We start from the raw sequence: 17140 nt of genomic DNA on the forward strand, positions 1-17140 counted from the left end.
GCTTGAGGAATTTTCTATGTTGCAAAAATTAATCGAAGCCGCGATTAAAAATCGGCTGTTAGTGGTGTTGGCCTTGCTCGCCATGATAATGGCAAGCGTGGTGATGCTGCCTAAATTGAATCTCGATGCCTTTCCCGATGTGACTAACGTGCAAGTGACCATCAATACTGCGGCCGAAGGGTTAGCCGCAGAAGAGGTGGAAAAGCTCATTAGTTATCCGGTGGAATCGGCCATGTACGCCTTGCCGGCGGTGACTGAGGTACGTTCCTTGTCGCGTACCGGCTTGTCGATTGTGACTGTGGTATTTGCCGAAGGGACGGATATTTACTTCGCCCGTCAGCAAGTGTTTGAACAGTTGCAAGCGGCGCGGGAGATGATCCCAAGCGGCGTCGGTGTGCCAGAAATCGGCCCGAATACTTCGGGATTAGGGCAGATTTATCAGTACATTCTGCGCGCCGAACCTAGCTCAGGTATCGATGCCGCCGAGCTGCGCAGTTTGAACGATTATCTTGTGAAACTCATCATGATGCCCGTTGGCGGCGTGACTGAAGTCTTGTCTTTTGGTGGTGATGTGCGCCAATACCAAGTGCAGGTAGACCCGAATAAATTGCGCGCCTATGGCTTGTCGATGGCGCAAGTTACCGAGGCATTAGAGAGCAATAACCGCAACGCTGGCGGTTGGTTTATGGACCAAGGCCAAGAGCAACTTGTGGTGCGCGGCTACGGCATGTTGCCCGCAGGAGAAGAAGGCTTAGCGGCGATCGCACAGATCCCGCTTACGGAGGATAAAGGCACGCCCGTGCGGGTGGGCGATATCGCTCTGGTTGATTTTGGCAGTGAAATCCGTGTTGGCGCTGTGACTATGACGCGCCGCGATGAGGCTGGCAAAGTACAAAACCTCGGCGAAGTGGTGGCGGGGGTCGTGCTTAAACGCATGGGCGCCAACACCAAAGCGACTATCGATGATATCGGCGCGCGGGTGAGTCTTATCGAGCAGGCCTTGCCCGATGGCGTGTCTTTTGAAGTGTTTTACGATCAAGCCGAACTGGTCGATAAGGCCGTGACGACAGTGCGCGATGCGCTGTTAATGGCCTTTGTGTTTATCGTGGTGATCTTGGCGCTGTTCCTCGTCAATATCCGCGCGACCTTGCTGGTACTCTTGTCTATTCCTGTGTCTATCGGGCTCGCGCTCATGGTGATGTCCTACTATGGATTGTCGGCAAACTTGATGTCGCTGGGTGGTCTAGCCGTGGCGATTGGTATGTTAGTCGATGGTTCCGTGGTGATGGTAGAGAACATTTTCAAACACTTAACTCAGCCCGATCGTCGACATTTGCAAGAGGCAAGAACTCGGGCGGACGGTGAGGCAGACCCATATCATAGCGATGAGGACGGTGGTCAGCAGGCCAATATGGCTGTGCGTATCATGCTCGCGGCGAAAGAGGTTTGCAGCCCAATCTTCTTCGCGACCGCCATTATCATAGTGGTGTTTGCGCCGCTATTTGCGCTGGAAGGGGTTGAGGGCAAGCTGTTCCAGCCGATGGCGGTCAGTATCATTCTGGCAATGATATCAGCGCTGCTGGTGGCCTTGATTGCCGTGCCAGCCCTTGCTGTGTATCTGTTCAAGCGTGGTGTGGTACTCAAACAAAGCGTGGTCTTAGCGCCGCTGGATGCCGCTTATCGCAAGCTACTGGCGGCAACGCTTGCTAGGCCAAAGGTTGTGATGCTCAGTGCCTTATTGATGTTTGCTTTGAGCCTCTTATTGCTACCAAGGCTGGGTACCGAATTTGTGCCTGAGCTGGAGGAAGGCACGATTAACCTCAGGGTCACGCTGGCACCAACCGCGAGTTTGGGCACGTCTTTGGCGGTCGCGCCCAAGCTTGAAGCTATCTTGCTGGAGTTTCCCGAGGTGGAATATGCCCTGAGCCGCATTGGGGCGCCTGAGCTTGGCGGCGATCCTGAGCCTGTGAGTAATATCGAGGTTTATATTGGGCTTAAGCCAATATCTGAATGGCAATCAGCAAGTTCGCGCTTAGATCTGCAACGCCTGATGGAGGAAAAACTCAGTGTGTTCCCCGGACTCTTGCTGACTTTCTCGCAGCCTATTGCGACTCGGGTAGATGAATTGCTCTCGGGGGTAAAAGCCCAGTTAGCGATCAAAATCTTCGGCCCAGATTTAGCGGTATTGTCACAGAAAGGCCAAGCGCTCAGCGATCTCGTCGCGAAAATCCCCGGCGCCGTGGATGTATCGCTTGAGCAAGTGAGCGGCGAGGCGCAATTGGTCGTGCGGCCCAAACGCGAGTTATTGGCGCGTTACGGCATTAGTGTCGATCAAGTGATGAGCCTTGTCAGCCAAGGCATTGGCGGCGCGAGTGCAGGGCAAGTGATCGATGGCAATGCCAGATACGACATCAATGTGCGCCTCGCGGCCGAGTTTCGCCAAAGCCCTGATGCGATTAAAGACTTGTTACTCAGCGGCACGAATGGCGCCACTGTGCGCTTAGGCGAAGTCGCCAGCGTCGAAGTGGAAATGGCGCCGCCGAATATTCGCCGTGACGATGTGCAGCGCCGAGTGGTAGTACAGGCCAACGTGGCGGGACGCGATATGGGTTCGGTTGTAAAAGACATTTATGCTTTAGTGCCACAGGCCGATTTACCCGCGGGATATACAGTGATCATTGGCGGACAATATGAGAATCAGCAGCGAGCGCAGCAAAAGTTGATGCTAGTGGTGCCGATTTCTATCGCTTTGATTGCCTTATTGTTGTACTTCTCCTTTGGTTCATTCAAGCAAGTGTTGCTCATCATGGCGAACGTGCCCTTAGCCTTGATTGGCGGCATAGTGGCTCTGTATGTCAGTGGTACTTATTTGTCAGTGCCTAGCTCAATTGGTTTTATCACCTTATTTGGTGTGGCTGTGCTCAACGGCGTGGTGCTAGTGGATTCGATTAATCAGCGCAGGCAAAGCGGCGAAGCACTCTATGATTGTGTTTATGAGGGCACGGTTGGGCGTTTGCGACCCGTATTGATGACTGCACTGACCTCGGCCTTAGGCTTGATCCCGATTTTATTATCATCGGGGGTTGGCAGTGAGATCCAAAAGCCGCTGGCAGTGGTGATTATCGGTGGCTTGTTTAGCTCCACTGCGCTGACCTTGCTAGTGTTGCCGACCTTGTATCGCTGGCTGTATCGCGGCGATAAGCAACAGATACTCGAATAGCTTTAAATGGCGTTTTGTGGCGCGGCTCAATGTTAAAGCCTAAAAATCAGCGAGCTATAGCGTTCGATATAGTCTAGGCTTAGCACTTGGATTAAGGATTAATATCTCCGGAGTACATTATGATCGCGGTAATTTTTGAAGTCATCCCGACAAAGGAAGGGAAGGAAGAGTATCTGCATGTGGCAGCCGAGATGCGCCAGTATTTAGAAGGGCGCAAGGGACTGATCTCGATCGAACGTTTTCAGAGCTTAACCGACGATGGCAAAGTGCTGAGCCTGTCGTTTTGGGAAGACCAAGCTTCTATCACCCAATGGCGCAATCAGATGGCCCACAGTATTGCCGAGCAAACGGGCATAGTGCCGTGTTTGTTTAACTCTTACCGCATTCGAGTGGCAGAAGTGGTGCAAGATTACAGTGAAACTGTGCACATTGAAGTTGAGTAATCGTTTATCTGCTTGATGTAAAACATCGCCGATATAAAAAACAAAACCCATCGAGTTCGATGGGTTTTTTATGATCTGCGCTTAAGATTTGGCTTATTTTTCTTGCTGAGCTTTCAGTAGATCGCGGATCTCAGACAGCAGTTCTTGATCTTTAGTCGGTGCAGCTGGTGCTTTAGGTGCTTCTTCTTCCTTGCGTTTTAGGGTGTTGATGGCTTTTAGACCCATAAAAATGGCGAAGGCGATAATCGTAAAGTCGATAATAGTCTGAATGAATTTACCATAGGCAATCACCACAGAAGGCGCGTCGCCTTGAGCAGCCTGCAGCACTATGCTCAAATCACTAAAATTCACTCCGCCTAAGATGATACCAATCGGTGGCATTATGATATCGGCCACGAAGGACGAGACTATCTTGCCGAATGCGGCACCTATGATGATACCAACGGCCATGTCGATCACATTGCCACGGGACGCAAAAGCCTTGAACTCTTTAATTAAGCTCATTAGGTTTCCTCCAAAATTGAGATTAAATGTTAAATTTTATTATGCAAACTGTATCAGGAAAACCTAAGGTCTTTTGCTGCCTGTTACCTTGCCAAGCTTATAGAGGCTTAAGGATTAAGGCAATTATGACATAGCGGATTTATCTCTATGGCAGCGATTTAAGCTTTACAAAGTTATAGTTGTTACTGCTTTGATCTATTTTGTTTATTCGCCCTGATCGGCTTGGCCGATAAAATCGGGCACTTCCAATACTTGCGATCCCCAACGTTTAAATAATGCGGAATAGATGAATTCGATAAAGACGCGATATTTTCGGGGTAAGTAGGCCCGCTGTGGATAGCTAAGCACGACCTTAGTTTGGACCATAGGATAGTCATCAAGCAGCGGGATTAAGTAGCCTTTTTCTAATGCCACTTGGGCAATGATGGAGGGCACCGCTGTGATCCCTAGCCCCGCAATGGCGGCCTCGCGGGCTAAAGTGACATTGTTTACTGTCAGTTGAGTCATGGGCTCGGCGACAATCCAAGTTTTGCCATCGAATAACTTCCATGCTCCTTCAATATGCGCCGACTGTAAGCGGATCGCTTTATGTTTGGCTAAATCCTGTGGCACTTTTGGGGTGCCGTGCTCGGCCAAATAAGCAGGGCTTGCCATTAACGATTTATGGGCGTTGACTAAGGCATAGCTTTGCAAGCGAGTGTCGCCAGAATCGGCAATTTGAAATAACAGATCGATACCTTCTTCTATGACATCAACCTTACGATTGGTGAGTTCGGCCTCTATGGTGATATCGGGGTAAAGCGTTAAAAACTGAGCAAAAATTGGCCCTAAAAACAATTGGCCTAATTCAATCGGGCAGACAATTTTTAGATTGCCTTTGATCAATTGCTGTTGGGCGCTGAGCTGATTTTCGGCGCTCTGTAGATCGGTGAGGATCTTATTGATCCTGTTGTAATAACTCGATCCCGCCTCGGTGAGTTTTAGGGCTCTGGTGGTGCGAAATAACAGTTGTGTACCGGTATCAGCTTCGAGTTCGGCTATCTTGCGACTGACCGTTGCCTTAGTGATCCCAAGGGCTTTGGCGGCACCCGTAAAGCTGCCTTGCTCGACCACTTGAGCGAAAATTTGCACGCGATTGAGATCCATCATTGTTACACCTGTGAAACAGTGGGTTGATTTTTTACTGGCTAATAAACTTAGTGAGACAGTAGTACACTAGATATCACTAATCAAGGAGTCATTCATGTCCAAAAGTAAACTCATTATCGCCGTTCCACTGTTACTCGCTGCGGTTGCGGGAGGCGGTTATTACTGGTGGACACAGGTACGTTTTATTGAAACCACTGATAACGCTTATGTTGAGGCCGATATTTCCCATATCAGCGTTAAAGTGCCCGGTTACGTTGTGTTAAGCGATGTGACCGATAACCAGCATGTGCAAAAGGGTGAGCTATTAGCTCAGCTCGAAGATAACCAATTTAGCGCCAAAGTGAGCCAAGCCGAAGCCTCACTGGCAAGTTCGAAGGCGGACTTGCAAACCTTAGCCGCTAAGGTTGAGTTACAACGGGCGTTAATCACCCAAGCCAGTGCCGGTGTCGTGGCGGCTGAGTCAGATAAAATACGTGCACAGCAACAATTGAGCCGCTCGAAAAAGCTTAAAGTCAGTAATTACAGCTCTCAAGATGATGTCGATCAACTGCAAGCGGGATTCGATTCTGCCGCCGCCCGTCTCGATGAAGCCAAAGCCGTGTTAGTGGCAAAGCAACGCGAGTTAGCGGTGTTTAATGCCCAATTAGATCAGGCGGGTTCTGTGGTAGAACAGGCTGATGCGACCTTAGAATTAGCGAAAATTCAATTAAATGATACCCGTGTGACCGCACCTTTTTCTGGGGTGATTGGTAAACGTGGCGCTATGGTGGGGCAGTACGTGCAACCCGGCCAAGCACTCTACAGTTTGGTTCCGGATGGGGCAGTGTGGATCACGGCGAACTTTAAAGAGACCCAGATCCAACACATGCAACCAGGACAGTCGGTGCAGGTCAGTCTCGATGCGTTTCCCGACAAAACCTTTATAGGTGTTATCGATAGTCTGTCACCGGCGTCCGGAGCCAAATTCAGTTTACTGCCGGCGGAAAACGCCACAGGTAACTTCACTAAAATCGTGCAACGTATTCCCGTGCGTATTCGCTTAGATTTGTCTGAGGAAGAAGCACACATGCTACCGGGCTTAAGTGCGGTCGTGAAAGTGGATACGGCGTCGGGTCCTGTAACATCGGCAATCGCTGCAAATACAGGTCGTTAGTATGAGCGCAACTGGCTCTATCACTGCGTCTGCCGATATGGAGGCGCAGGGCATCAGTGTCCCTAACAAGCCTACTGATTATGAGCGTGGCAGTCGCCGCTCATGGATCGCGGTATTTGGTGGGTTGATCGGCGCCTTTATGGCGATCCTCGATATCCAAATCACCAATGCATCGATGAAGGAGATTCAAGGCAGTCTTGGGGCTACGCTCGAAGAAGGCAGTTGGATTTCGACCGCGTATCTGGTGGCTGAGATGATCGCTATTCCACTCTCTGGTTGGCTCAGCACGGGATTGTCGGTCAGGCGTTATCTGTTATGGACTACAGCAGCCTTTATCTTTGCTTCTGTGCTTTGCTCAATCGCGTGGAATTTAGAGGCCATGATCGCCTTTCGGGCGCTACAGGGCTTCTTTGGCGGCGCGCTGATCCCGCTGGCCTTTAGGCTTATTCTTGAGTTTTTACCCGATAACAAACGTGCCGTCGGCATGGCGTTATTTGGCGTGACAGCCACCTTTGCGCCTTCAATCGGCCCAACATTAGGCGGTTGGTTGACCGAGCAATTTAGCTGGCATTATCTGTTTTATATCAATGTGCCACCGGGCTTGTTGGTGATGGCTATGTTGGCCTACGGTTTAGAAAAACAGTCGGTCGTTTGGGATAAGCTGAAGAATGTCGATCTGGCGGGCATAGTCACTATGGCGCTGGGCATGGGTTGCCTTGAAGTGGTGCTTGAAGAAGGTAACCGCAAGGATTGGTTTGGCTCGGAACTCATTCGTAATCTGGCCATTATTGCCGCCGTGAATTTGGTGTTGTTTGTTTGGATCCAGCTAAGGCGTAAAGAGCCGTTAGTGAATTTGCGCCTGCTCGGTAAGCGTGATTTTGTGCTCTCAACAGTTGCGTACTTTTTACTGGGGATGGCACTATTCGGCGCGATTTATTTGATCCCGCTTTATCTATCGCAAGTCCATGATTACACACCGTTAGAAATTGGCGGCGTGATTATGTGGATGGGGTTTCCGCAGCTATTAGTCTTGCCTTTAGTACCAAAATTAATGGAGCGCTTCGATAGTCGTTATCTCGCTGCCTTTGGCTTTTTAATGTTTGCCATTAGCTATTACATGAATAGCCAGATGACCGCAGATTATGCCGGACCGCAGATGATCGCCTCGCAGGTAGTGCGGGCCTTAGGTCAGCCGTTTATTTTGGTGCCTATTGGTATGCTTGCGACCATGCATTTAAAACCCCATGAAAATGCTTCGGCGTCGACGGTATTAAACGTGATGCGTAACTTAGGCGGCGCCTTTGGTATTGCACTGGTTGCGACCCTGACTGACACTTTGGCGCGCGGGCATTTGGCCCATATTAAGGAATCCTTACCCGCAGTGAGCACGCAGGCACAGGACTATTTAGCCCAAAGCGCAAGCATGTTGCAGGCGGGTGGTTCAGATCCCTATACCGCGGCCGCGCAGGCGAAAGCCTTGCTGGGCAAAACCATGAGTCAGCAAGCCTATATTCAGGCCTATAACGATGTGTTTTACATCATGGGTGCTCTGCTACTTATCGCTGTGTTCGCCGTGCTGTTGATCCGAAAACCGATTGGGCCTGTGGCCCACGATGCCATGGTTGAGTAATAACGTTTTTCGTTATCCTGTTGTCGCCATAGATTTCCCCAGATCTATTGGTTTACGCAACAGCTTTGCGCCTTAGTCCTCGCGGATTAAGGCGCTTTTTTATGGTCTTTATGCTGTGGTAGACTCAAAGCTCTTTTTCGATGATTTACAGAGGGATAATCGTTTGCAGTGGCAAAATCTTACATTTAATCAATTAAATGCCAATACCCTATATGACATATTGAAGTTAAGAGTCGATGTGTTTGTGGTCGAGCAGGCCTGCGCTTATCCTGAGCTTGATGAGAAGGATAGACACCCAGAAACCCTGCATTTAATGGGCTTATCGCCAGACGGGGAACTGCTTGCCTACGCGCGTATTTTGCCGCCGGGCTTAAGTTATCTAGAGGCGAGTATTGGCCGCGTGGTGGTATCGCCTGCGGGACGAGGCAAAGGGCTAGCCATGCCTTTAATGCAGCATACCATCGAATCGGCACTGACGACTTGGCCCGATGCGGGGATCCAAATTGGCGCCCAAGATTACCTTAAAGCCTTCTATCAAAAGCTCGGTTTTGTCGCCTGCTCTGAGATGTATTTAGAAGATGGAATTCCCCATTTAGATATGCGCTATCAGCCAGCGTAAGCGGCTATCAATATAAGCAATGCGTGTAAGCATCCAAATTAAGCCAATTAAGGAACCGAAATGCCGACTTCAACGGACTATAAAATCAATCAACAACAAATTGCCTGCGTGGCGAGTTTTCTGGCTAAAGAGGGCAAAACTGAAGCGCTCATCGCCGCGCTCGCGAGCCTTATTCCCGATACTCGCCGCGAAGCGGGTTGTATTCGTTACGAGCTCAATGTGAGCCGTGATGAACCACGCCGCGTGACGTTTGTAGAGAAGTTTGTCGATATTGCCGCCTTCGATGAGCACTGTGCTAAAGATGCCATTCAACATTATTTCCACCAAGTGATGCCCGAATTGGTTGAGTCGTTCCATGTGGAAACCTATCACCAAATCATTGTTTAACCGTGAGACCAATTATTAGGAGCTTGCAGTGTTAATTAACTATATCGAGCCAGTATTTAGACCGCCATCCGAATGGAAGTCATTGATACTGCAAGTGACTAATGGTTGCAGTTGGAACCAGTGCAGCTTTTGCGACATGTATACTCAGCCGCAAAAAGCCTTTCGGGCACAAAAGCTCGACAAGGTTGAGCAGGATATTCTGGCCGTTGCTCAGTCTGGCGCCCCCGTTTCTCGGGTATTTTTGGCCGATGGCGATGCCATGAGTTTGCCCTTTGCGCGCCTCGAAGCGATTTGTGAGCTGATCAGCCGCCACTTGCCGCAGGTGACTCGCATCAGCAGTTATTGTTTGCCGCGCAATCTGAATAATAAAACCCCAGAGCAACTCGCACGTCTGCGCGAACTCGGGTTGTCTTTACTCTATGTGGGTTGCGAAAGTGGTGATGACGAAGTGCTCGCCAAAATCCAAAAGGGCGAAACCTTCGAATCATCCTTAGCGGCACTGCTTAAAATCCGCGCGGCGGGGATGAAGTCATCTGTGATGATCCTTAATGGTTTAGGCGGTGTCGCGCTATCCCATCAACATGCGGTTAATTCGGCCAAGTTAATGAATGCCGCCCAGCCCGATTATTTATCCACATTGGTAGTCACTTTACCGCTAGGCACGGAGCGAATGGACGCGGTATTTGGCGGGCAATTTCAGTTGCCGGATCAAATGGGCTTGTTCCAAGAAATGCACACCTTATTGGATCATTTGGAATTAGAGCAAACGATATTTAGATCCGATCATGCCTCTAATTACCTTGTGCTAAAAGGAGTATTAGGTAAGGACAAGGCCAAATTGCTGGCACAGGTTGCACTCGCCATCAATGCGCCGCGAAGCATTCCCTTAAGGCAAGAATGGCAGCGCGGACTCTGATTGTGTCATGCGTGAGTGATGAGTCGTTAAGCTTCCACTCGGAATTGTAAGCTCATTTTATTCGGGCTTCGTGGCTTAGGTGGTTTCGGGTTGGCATAAGGAGAGGGCCTCTTCTAACCAGTTGAAGAACGCCAATTCATTGTTGCCAAGCCTTTCCGTATGACTCAACAACACATAATGATGCCCTGATGGGATAAAGCCAAATGGCGCGATGAGCCTGCCGCTTGTTAGGTCGTCAACAATCAGGGGATACGAGCCTATGGCGCCTCCGAGTCCATCAACCGCTGCCTGCAGGCAGAAATAGAAATGTTCGAAGGATTTCGACTTGTTGGTTGAGAAGTTGTGCCCCGAACGCTGTGACCAATCCGACCATGCAGAGGGCCGAGAGTCGCTATGCAGCAGGACAATATCGTCCCAGTTTTGCTGAATTTGCCGCCAATATTCAGGCGAAAACACCGGTCCAACCCACTCATTAACTAAATTGTGCTTGCTGTATTCAGGGGGGATATGAAAATCGTCTCGCCGAATGGCTAAAGATAATCCGGATTCTGCCAGTTTGACTGGCCCGCCAGCCGTCGATAACCGAACGTCTATGCCTGTTAGTTGGAAAAAACTAGCTAGCCGCGGCATTAACCAGCGCATGGTGAGTGTGGGTTCACAGGAGACCTCAAGATAATGATGGCTCTCCCGAGTCAGCTGCTTTACCCCACTATCTAAGGTGTTAAAGGCTATATCTGTGTAGCGCTTGAGCAATTCTCCTTCTTGAGTGAGACACATCCCTCGGCCTTGCTTATAAAACAATATTTGCGATAAGTGGTTTTCCAAGAGTTTTATTTGCTTACTGACCGCGCCGTGAGTGATATGCAATTTCTCTGCGGCCTGGCTGTAACTCGAGGACTCGGCCGTAATGTGAAATACATAGAATGCTTTTAAATGTCTCATATGTGACTTTTTCTCACGGTTTTAGTGCCTTCTTTTCGATTATAACTTACCAGCGACTCGATACAATTACCGCTTGCTAATAAACCCTTAGGAGCGGAAATGGAGTTATTGAGTATTGTGATATTTGGGCTGCTGATTGTGGTTAGCCCAGGTGCCGATTTTGTGTTGGTCTTTAAAAATAGTGCCATGTATGGCAGAAAAGCGGGGATGTTGACGGCCCTTGGAATTGGCGCGGGAGTTTGTGTCCATATTAGCTATTCAATCATTGGGATCAGTCAGTTAATTGCCAACAATGCCGGATTATTTAGCCTAGTGAAATATGTGGGAGCAGCGTATTTAATCTATCTTGGGATCACAGGTTTATTGACTGCCAAGCTCACCTTAGATTATGGGACTCAGCTTGTTAAACCGGTAGAAAATCGAAAGTACATTATGCAAGGATTTTTATGTAATGTACTGAATCCTAAAACGATGATTTTCTTTTTAAGTGTATTTAGCCAGCTGATTTCATCCCATAGTGACGGCTTAGGATTCGTCATCAGCTATGGTGTTTATATCGCAGTGTTACACGGGATCTGGTTCTGCATCGTTGCATATTTAGTGACATCAGCCAAAGCCACTCGAGTATTGAAACGTTTTGGTCATAGGATTAATCAGGCCTGTGGTGTGGGTCTTATAACCTTTGGTGCGATATTATCAACTAACGCTTGAAGCTGATTTCTTCCCCCCTGAGGTGATAGGTTTTAGTCCAGTTTTTAACTCGGTCTAAAGTTGACTTAAACTCACAGTTAATTCGAATGGCCTCAGTGGAGGAAGATATATTCGTTAGGGTTCCCTTAAGCCAGCATCACATGTCTATTATGGATTGCTCAGAATGTTGAGCCAATTCATGCCACTGTGCTGGCTATCTCAAGGTTAATGGAAAGGTTAAGGAAAAAACCTAGCCAACCAATGGACGGCAAAATAAGGGCTAGCGAAACAGTGGGGCTAAAAAGGAGGGGGGATTGAGATAAGAGTGCTGTTGCTCCAAGCACTATAAGTGATATCTCCAATTTTTTATCAGGCTACAAAGTTTCACTTCAAGATCTGCTCAATCGGTCCTCTCCATCTAAATACTGCAAAAAATCACTTAACATATATGTTTTTTCATATATGCTTTATTCCATATGTAATCTGATCATTTTGGGAGCACTCGATGCAACCTGTCGCATTTTTTAAGGCACTTGCCGATGAGACTCGGCTTAAATGCCTACTGCTAATCCAGCGTGAAGGTGAATTATGTGTGTGTGAGCTGATGGCTGCGCTGTCTGAGAGTCAGCCTAAGGTCTCGCGCCACTTGGCTCAGTTGAAAAAGGCTGGGTTGTTGGTCGATAGACGCCAAGGTCAATGGGTGTTTTATCGGATCAATGCTGAGATCGCGCCTTGGTGCCAGCAGGTGCTTGGCCAAACCTGTGATGATAACGACAGCTTTTTGCAGGAGAACGTGCGTAATCTTTGTCAGATGGGCGGTCGACCCGATCGCCTTAAGGCTTGCTGCTAAGTTGAAAATAGGTGTGTGATATTTTCTATTAGGATAAGAGTTATTTGAGGCAGTTATGGGAATTTTTGAGCGTTATTTAAGTGTTTGGGTAGGGCTGAGTATTCTTGCTGGAGTTGTATTAGGGAATGTTGCACCTAGCGTATTTGCGGCCGTTGCTGCGCTAGAATTTGCTCATGTTAACTTAGTGATAGCCCTGTTTATCTGGATCATGATTTATCCCATGATGGTGCAAATTGATTTTTCCGCAGTGAAAAATGTCGGTAAGGCACCGAAAGGACTGGTGGTAACACTCATCATCAACTGGTTAGTCAAACCTTTTACTATGGCATTGTTAGGCTGGTTATTTTTCAAGTTAGTATTTGTCGATTTAGTTGACCCTCAAACTGCCAGTGAATATATCGCGGGAATGATACTGCTTGGAGTAGCTCCTTGTACTGCTATGGTGTTTGTGTGGAGCCAATTGACTAAAGGTGATCCTAATTACACGTTAGTGCAAGTCTCTGTAAACGATATCATTATGGTGTTTCTATTCGCGCCACTCTCTGCATTATTGTTAGGTGTGCGTGATATCCAAGTGCCGTGGGAAACCCTACTACTTTCCGTTGTACTTTATGTGTTATTGCCTTTGATTGCGGGTGTCGCGACTCGCAAGCGACTAGAGGCTCGCCATGATGCGAGTGCTGTGCCGCACCTGCGAGCATGATAGGTTCTTCAAACTTTTTTGAGCTGGCGGTCGCCGTAGCCATTTCATTATTTGGTCTGCACTCTGGAGCTGCCTTAGCGACTGTGGTTGGGGTGTTGGTTGAAGTGCCTGTGATGTTGTCGCTGGTGTATTTTGCTAATCGTACGCGGCACTGGTTTTAATCTTAAGTAATAGCATGATGTAAGTCGATATTTCATTAAGGATCAATATGTTCCAAATATTTACTGATTTTTCGACTTGGCTAGTGTATGGCGTATTTGGCCTAGAGGCGGGTTCGGCCTTGGGCGGAGCTGTGCATTTTTTTGTTGAAGATGTCAGTAAAATTTTCGTATTGCTGGTGGTGATGATTTATTTCATCGCCTTGCTGCGGGCTTCCTTAGATGTTGAGCGAGTTCGAGATTATTTAGCGGGTAAGAATAAGGGAGTAGGTTACTTACTGGGGTCGATTTTTGGCGCCATTACGCCTTTTTGTTCTTGCTCGAGTATCCCTGTCTTTTTAGGTTTTACCTCGGCGGGGATCCCCCTTGGGATCACTATGGCCTTTTTGATCACTTCACCTTTGATCAATGAAGTCGCCGTCCTGCTGCTCATGAGTTTACTCGGCTGGAAATTTACCTTGCTATATGTGGCTGTGGGCATGACAGTGGGTATGCTCGGTGGATTATTACTCGATGCGATTAAGGCCGAGCGTTGGTTGCAGTCCTTCGCCGCCGAAGCCCTCGTTCGTGGACGCCAGATGGCGGTATCTGATACCGTTTCTACCGCTGCGCGGGTCTTATCTTTTTCTGAACGGCATCAATTTGCCAAAGCTGAGGCGGTTGAGATTTTTGGCCGAGTCTGGAAGTGGGTCATTATCGGCGTGGGTCTTGGCGCTGCCTTGCACGGTTTTGTGCCTGAGGGTTGGGTTGAAACCCATTTAGGCCAAGGTCAATGGTGGTCTGTGCCTGCGGCAGTGTTAGTCGGTATTCCTCTATATTCGAACGCGACGGGCATCATTCCTGTGATGGAAAGTTTGCTGGCGAACGGTCTGCCAATTGGCACTACGCTAGCGTTTTGTATGAGCACAGTGGCTGCCAGTTTCCCCGAATTTATTTTACTGAAACAAGTGATGCAGTGGCGCCTGTTGGCGCTGCTGTTGGTTGTGCTATTGACGGCATTTACGTTAGTAGGTTGGATTTTTAATTTTGCAGCACCGTATCTTTAAGGAAATAACATGAAACAAGTCAAAGTATTAGGTAGTGGTTGCGCTAAATGTAGTAAAACTGCCGAGATGATTGCGGACATATCAGAAGAAATGGGCGTGGATGCGATTGTGAAAAAGGACACAGATCCTCAAACCCTGTTGAAATTTAAAGTGATGAAAACGCCTGCGGTCGTGATCGATGGTGAGTTAATCCACAGCGGCTCAGTACCGACCCGAGATGAAGTTGAAGGATGGCTAAGGGAGTAAATTAGCCGCCATTATCGTTGAGCAAGACTTGCTTTTGGCCTAGCAATAATCGTCGTTAACAAGATGCGCCATTGTCATCCACTAGGGTTGGCAATGGCGATGTTATCACTTAAGTAAAAAGTCCGTCTTATTTATAACATATTAAAAATTAACAATATAAATTTAAAATCAACATATTGGAATATCATCATGGCAATCAAAATCGGCATTAATGGCTTCGGCCGTATGGGGCGTTTAGCACTGCGCGCGGCATGGGACTGGGATGAGGTGGAGTTTGTGCAGATCAACGATCCCGCTGGCGACGCCCATACATTGGCACATTTACTCGAGTTTGATTCTGTCCATGGTCGCTGGCGTTATCCCGTGACGGCGAATGCCGATGAGATCCAGATCCAAGATAAAATCATTCGCACCACTCGCAATAAAGCCATCGCCGATACCGATTGGTCCGGTTGTGATGTGGTGATTGAAGCCTCCGGCGTAATGAAAACCAAAGCATTACTGCAAGCTTATTTAGATCAAGGTGTTAAGCGGGTGGTTGTCACCGCTCCCGTGAAAGAAGAAGGCGTGCTAAACGTAGTGATCGGGGTTAATCATCAGTTATACGATCCTGCCATTCATCCCATAGTGACCGCCGCATCTTGCACCACTAACTGCCTTGCGCCTGTGGTGAAAGTGATCCACGAGCAGATCGGCATCAAGCACGGATCTATGACTACGATCCACGATATTACTAACACTCAAACTATTCTTGATGCGCCGCATAAGGATTTACGCCGTGCCCGCGCCTGTGGTTTGAGTTTAATCCCAACGACTACGGGCAGCGCGACTGCGATTACCCATATTTTCCCTGAGCTTAAGGGCAAGCTTAATGGTCACGCCGTGCGGGTGCCACTGGCTAATGCTTCGCTGACCGATTGTGTGTTCGAGCTTGAGCGCGCCGTTACCGAAGCAGAAGTGAATGCGCTACTTAAAACCGCCGCCGAAGGTGAGCTTAAGGGCATTTTAGGTTATGAAGAGCGGCCGCTGGTGTCGGTGGATTACAAGACAGATCCGCGCTCAAGCATCATAGATGCGCTCTCGACCATGGTGATTAATGGCACTCAACTTAAACTCTATGTGTGGTACGACAATGAATGGGGCTACGCCAATCGCACCGCTGAACTTGCCCGTTTAGTCGGCCAGCTTGATTTGCCGCGCTAGGAGAGCTCAATTGTTTGCCACCAAGCCATTTGAACTACTGCTGCAATTGTCCGCTGCCGTGCGGCAATATTTGCTGATCACCTTCAATTATTGGAGTTTTACCTTAACCGACGGCGCACTGCGGATGTTAGTGGTGCTGCATTTTCACGATCTTGGCTACAGTCCGCTGGCGATCGCTATGCTGTTTTTGTTCTACGAGATTTTTGGCGTAGTGACCAATCTGATTGGCGGCTGGCTAGGGGCGCGTTTAGGGTTAAATCGCACCATGAACTTGGGCCTTGGCATGCAAGTGTTTGCCTTAGTCATGTTGTTAGTGCCGGCGGCGAGTTTACCTTTGTGGCTTGCTGGCGTGCCTTGGGTGATGGCGGCGCAAGCTTTATCTGGGATCGCTAAAGATCTCAATAAGATGAGTGCCAAAAGCGCGATAAAACTACTGGTGCCAAAAGGCGAGCAGGGCAAACTTTACCACTGGGTTGCCCTATTAACGGGGTCTAAAAATGCCCTCAAGGGTGCGGGGTTTTTCCTCGGCGGCGCCTTGCTTGCCTTGCTCGGGTTTGAGCTGGCGATCGCCGCTATGGCGCTCATGCTTGGACTCGTCTGGTTACTCAGTTTAGTGAAGCTGAAAAAGGATTTAGGTAAAGCCAAGAATAAGCCTAAATTTACGGAGATTTTCTCTAAGAGTCGCAGCGTAAACATTCTCTCGGCGGCGCGATTATTCCTGTTTGCTGCCAGAGATGTGTGGTTTGTGGTGGCGCTACCCGTGTATTTGGCCAGCCAATTAGGCTGGGATCATTGGGCAGTGGGCGGCTTTTTAGCTGTGTGGGTTATCGGTTACGGCATAGTGCAAACCTTAGCACCTAAGATCACGGGTAATCGCCAAGCCCAAAGTCAGTTAACTGATACAGCCCCCGATGGTCGCAGCGCGTTAATTTGGGCCAGTATGTTGGCCTTTGTGCCCGCGCTGATTGCCAGCGCGATACAGTTCAGTTTTTATCCTGAAGCAAGTCTGCTACTGGGTCTCATGTTGTTTGGCGCCCTGTTTGCGGTGAACTCATCGCTGCACAGTTACTTGATTGTGAGTTACGCCAGTGAAGATGCGGTGTCGCTAGATGTGGGTTTCTACTATATGGCCAATGCTATGGGGCGTTTAGTCGGCACTGTGCTGTCTGGCTTAGTGTATCAAGCCTATGGTTTAGCTGCCTGTTTGTGGATTTCGACCGCTTTTATCGGCATCACTGCTATGATTTCGATTAAGTTACCTCGGCAAGCTGTGGAATAAGT

16 protein-coding genes and 1 pseudogene are annotated in these 17140 nt (G+C 48.7%); 14 read left to right on the top strand and 3 right to left on the bottom strand.

Annotated features, from left to right (window positions below; all coding sequences use genetic code 11):
• Positions 1-16: 16 nt before the first annotated feature.
• Both Q4Q50_RS04155 and Q4Q50_RS04160 read left to right on the top strand, forming a co-directional pair.
• Positions 17-3220 carry an efflux RND transporter permease subunit gene (locus tag Q4Q50_RS04155; RefSeq protein ID WP_311898530.1) on the top strand — a complete coding sequence of 1068 codons (3204 nt, stop codon included), beginning with the start codon at positions 17-19 and terminating at the stop codon, positions 3218-3220.
• Between the two features lie 119 nt (positions 3221-3339).
• Entirely contained in the window at positions 3340-3663 is a 324-nt protein-coding gene (locus Q4Q50_RS04160; protein ID WP_220591221.1) for an antibiotic biosynthesis monooxygenase family protein, read from the top strand.
• 93 nt (positions 3664-3756) lie between these two features.
• Here the strand turns inward: Q4Q50_RS04160 and mscL are convergent, their stop codons facing one another.
• Both mscL and Q4Q50_RS04170 read right to left on the bottom strand, forming a co-directional pair.
• Entirely contained in the window at positions 3757-4167 is a 411-nt protein-coding gene (gene mscL, locus Q4Q50_RS04165) for a large-conductance mechanosensitive channel protein MscL (RefSeq protein ID WP_220591220.1), read from the bottom strand.
• A 204-nt stretch (positions 4168-4371) separates the two neighbouring features.
• Positions 4372-5313: a LysR family transcriptional regulator gene (locus Q4Q50_RS04170; RefSeq protein ID WP_006079964.1), complete on the bottom strand. Its 942-nt coding sequence runs from the start codon at positions 5311-5313 to the stop codon at positions 4372-4374.
• Positions 5314-5410: 97 nt separating this feature from the next.
• Between Q4Q50_RS04170 and Q4Q50_RS04175 the strand changes: the two genes are divergently transcribed.
• The 5 genes from Q4Q50_RS04175 to Q4Q50_RS04195 all read left to right on the top strand — a co-directional run bounded on the left by Q4Q50_RS04175 (position 5411) and on the right by Q4Q50_RS04195 (position 10021).
• The gene (locus Q4Q50_RS04175; RefSeq protein WP_300480306.1) at positions 5411-6469 is read left to right on the top strand and encodes an HlyD family secretion protein; all 1059 of its coding nucleotides are present in this window, start codon (positions 5411-5413) and stop codon (positions 6467-6469) included.
• A 1-nt stretch (position 6470) separates the two neighbouring features.
• Positions 6471-8099: a DHA2 family efflux MFS transporter permease subunit gene (locus Q4Q50_RS04180; RefSeq protein WP_311898534.1), complete on the top strand. Its 1629-nt coding sequence runs from the start codon at positions 6471-6473 to the stop codon at positions 8097-8099.
• 163 nt (positions 8100-8262) lie between these two features.
• Positions 8263-8718, top strand: coding sequence for a GNAT family N-acetyltransferase (locus Q4Q50_RS04185; RefSeq protein ID WP_311898678.1), 456 nt, complete (start codon positions 8263-8265; stop codon positions 8716-8718).
• A gap of 60 nt (positions 8719-8778) precedes the next feature.
• Complete coding sequence (locus Q4Q50_RS04190) at positions 8779-9105, top strand: putative quinol monooxygenase (RefSeq protein WP_311898536.1); 327 nt, start codon at positions 8779-8781, stop codon at positions 9103-9105.
• A gap of 28 nt (positions 9106-9133) precedes the next feature.
• Positions 9134-10021 (top strand): radical SAM protein, encoded by an 888-nt coding sequence (locus Q4Q50_RS04195; RefSeq protein ID WP_261271781.1) that lies wholly within the window; start codon positions 9134-9136, stop codon positions 10019-10021.
• Between the two features lie 75 nt (positions 10022-10096).
• Here the strand turns inward: Q4Q50_RS04195 and Q4Q50_RS04200 are convergent, their stop codons facing one another.
• Positions 10097-10963 (bottom strand): LysR family transcriptional regulator, encoded by an 867-nt coding sequence (locus Q4Q50_RS04200; RefSeq protein WP_261271782.1) that lies wholly within the window; start codon positions 10961-10963, stop codon positions 10097-10099.
• 99 nt (positions 10964-11062) lie between these two features.
• Here Q4Q50_RS04200 and Q4Q50_RS04205 point away from each other — a divergent pair, with 99 nt between their 5' ends.
• The 7 genes and pseudogenes from Q4Q50_RS04205 (at position 11063) to arsJ (ending at position 17138) form a co-directional block, all read left to right on the top strand.
• Positions 11063-11674 carry a LysE family translocator gene (locus Q4Q50_RS04205; RefSeq protein WP_261271783.1) on the top strand — a complete coding sequence of 204 codons (612 nt, stop codon included), beginning with the start codon at positions 11063-11065 and terminating at the stop codon, positions 11672-11674.
• Between the two features lie 484 nt (positions 11675-12158).
• Positions 12159-12503, top strand: coding sequence for a metalloregulator ArsR/SmtB family transcription factor (locus Q4Q50_RS04210; protein ID WP_012090298.1), 345 nt, complete (start codon positions 12159-12161; stop codon positions 12501-12503).
• A gap of 55 nt (positions 12504-12558) precedes the next feature.
• Positions 12559-13367 (top strand): annotated as a pseudogene (locus Q4Q50_RS04215) (arsenic resistance protein).
• A 47-nt stretch (positions 13368-13414) separates the two neighbouring features.
• Complete coding sequence (locus Q4Q50_RS04220) at positions 13415-14410, top strand: permease (protein ID WP_311898539.1); 996 nt, start codon at positions 13415-13417, stop codon at positions 14408-14410.
• 9 nt (positions 14411-14419) lie between these two features.
• Positions 14420-14656 (top strand): thioredoxin family protein, encoded by a 237-nt coding sequence (locus tag Q4Q50_RS04225; RefSeq protein WP_311898540.1) that lies wholly within the window; start codon positions 14420-14422, stop codon positions 14654-14656.
• Positions 14657-14845: 189 nt separating this feature from the next.
• Complete coding sequence (locus tag Q4Q50_RS04230; protein ID WP_107403531.1) at positions 14846-15859, top strand: ArsJ-associated glyceraldehyde-3-phosphate dehydrogenase; 1014 nt, start codon at positions 14846-14848, stop codon at positions 15857-15859.
• A 10-nt stretch (positions 15860-15869) separates the two neighbouring features.
• On the top strand, positions 15870-17138 hold the full coding sequence (gene arsJ / locus Q4Q50_RS04235) for an organoarsenical effux MFS transporter ArsJ (protein ID WP_311898542.1): 1269 nt from the start codon (positions 15870-15872) through the stop codon (positions 17136-17138).
• Positions 17139-17140 lie beyond the last annotated feature (2 nt).

The sequence above is a fragment of the Shewanella scandinavica genome (genome assembly GCF_031932065.1).
Taxonomy (GTDB): Bacteria; Pseudomonadota; Gammaproteobacteria; order Enterobacterales; family Shewanellaceae; genus Shewanella; species Shewanella baltica.

What these genes read in the sequence shown, in the direction of transcription:
- Q4Q50_RS04155 (WP_311898530.1), top strand. Translation starts at nt 17, where the DNA reads ATGTTGCAAAAATTAATCGAAGCCGCGATTAAAAATCGGCTGTTAGTG.
- Q4Q50_RS04160 (WP_220591221.1), top strand. Translation starts at nt 3,340, where the DNA reads ATGATCGCGGTAATTTTTGAAGTCATCCCGACAAAGGAAGGGAAGGAA.
- mscL (WP_220591220.1), bottom strand. Translation starts at nt 4,167, where the DNA reads ATGAGCTTAATTAAAGAGTTCAAGGCTTTTGCGTCCCGTGGCAATGTG.
- Q4Q50_RS04170 (WP_006079964.1), bottom strand. Translation starts at nt 5,313, where the DNA reads ATGGATCTCAATCGCGTGCAAATTTTCGCTCAAGTGGTCGAGCAAGGC.
- Q4Q50_RS04175 (WP_300480306.1), top strand. Translation starts at nt 5,411, where the DNA reads ATGTCCAAAAGTAAACTCATTATCGCCGTTCCACTGTTACTCGCTGCG.
- Q4Q50_RS04180 (WP_311898534.1), top strand. Translation starts at nt 6,471, where the DNA reads ATGAGCGCAACTGGCTCTATCACTGCGTCTGCCGATATGGAGGCGCAG.
- Q4Q50_RS04190 (WP_311898536.1), top strand. Translation starts at nt 8,779, where the DNA reads ATGCCGACTTCAACGGACTATAAAATCAATCAACAACAAATTGCCTGC.
- Q4Q50_RS04200 (WP_261271782.1), bottom strand. Translation starts at nt 10,963, where the DNA reads ATGAGACATTTAAAAGCATTCTATGTATTTCACATTACGGCCGAGTCC.
- Q4Q50_RS04205 (WP_261271783.1), top strand. Translation starts at nt 11,063, where the DNA reads ATGGAGTTATTGAGTATTGTGATATTTGGGCTGCTGATTGTGGTTAGC.
- Q4Q50_RS04210 (WP_012090298.1), top strand. Translation starts at nt 12,159, where the DNA reads ATGCAACCTGTCGCATTTTTTAAGGCACTTGCCGATGAGACTCGGCTT.
- Q4Q50_RS04220 (WP_311898539.1), top strand. Translation starts at nt 13,415, where the DNA reads ATGTTCCAAATATTTACTGATTTTTCGACTTGGCTAGTGTATGGCGTA.
- Q4Q50_RS04225 (WP_311898540.1), top strand. Translation starts at nt 14,420, where the DNA reads ATGAAACAAGTCAAAGTATTAGGTAGTGGTTGCGCTAAATGTAGTAAA.
- Q4Q50_RS04230 (WP_107403531.1), top strand. Translation starts at nt 14,846, where the DNA reads ATGGCAATCAAAATCGGCATTAATGGCTTCGGCCGTATGGGGCGTTTA.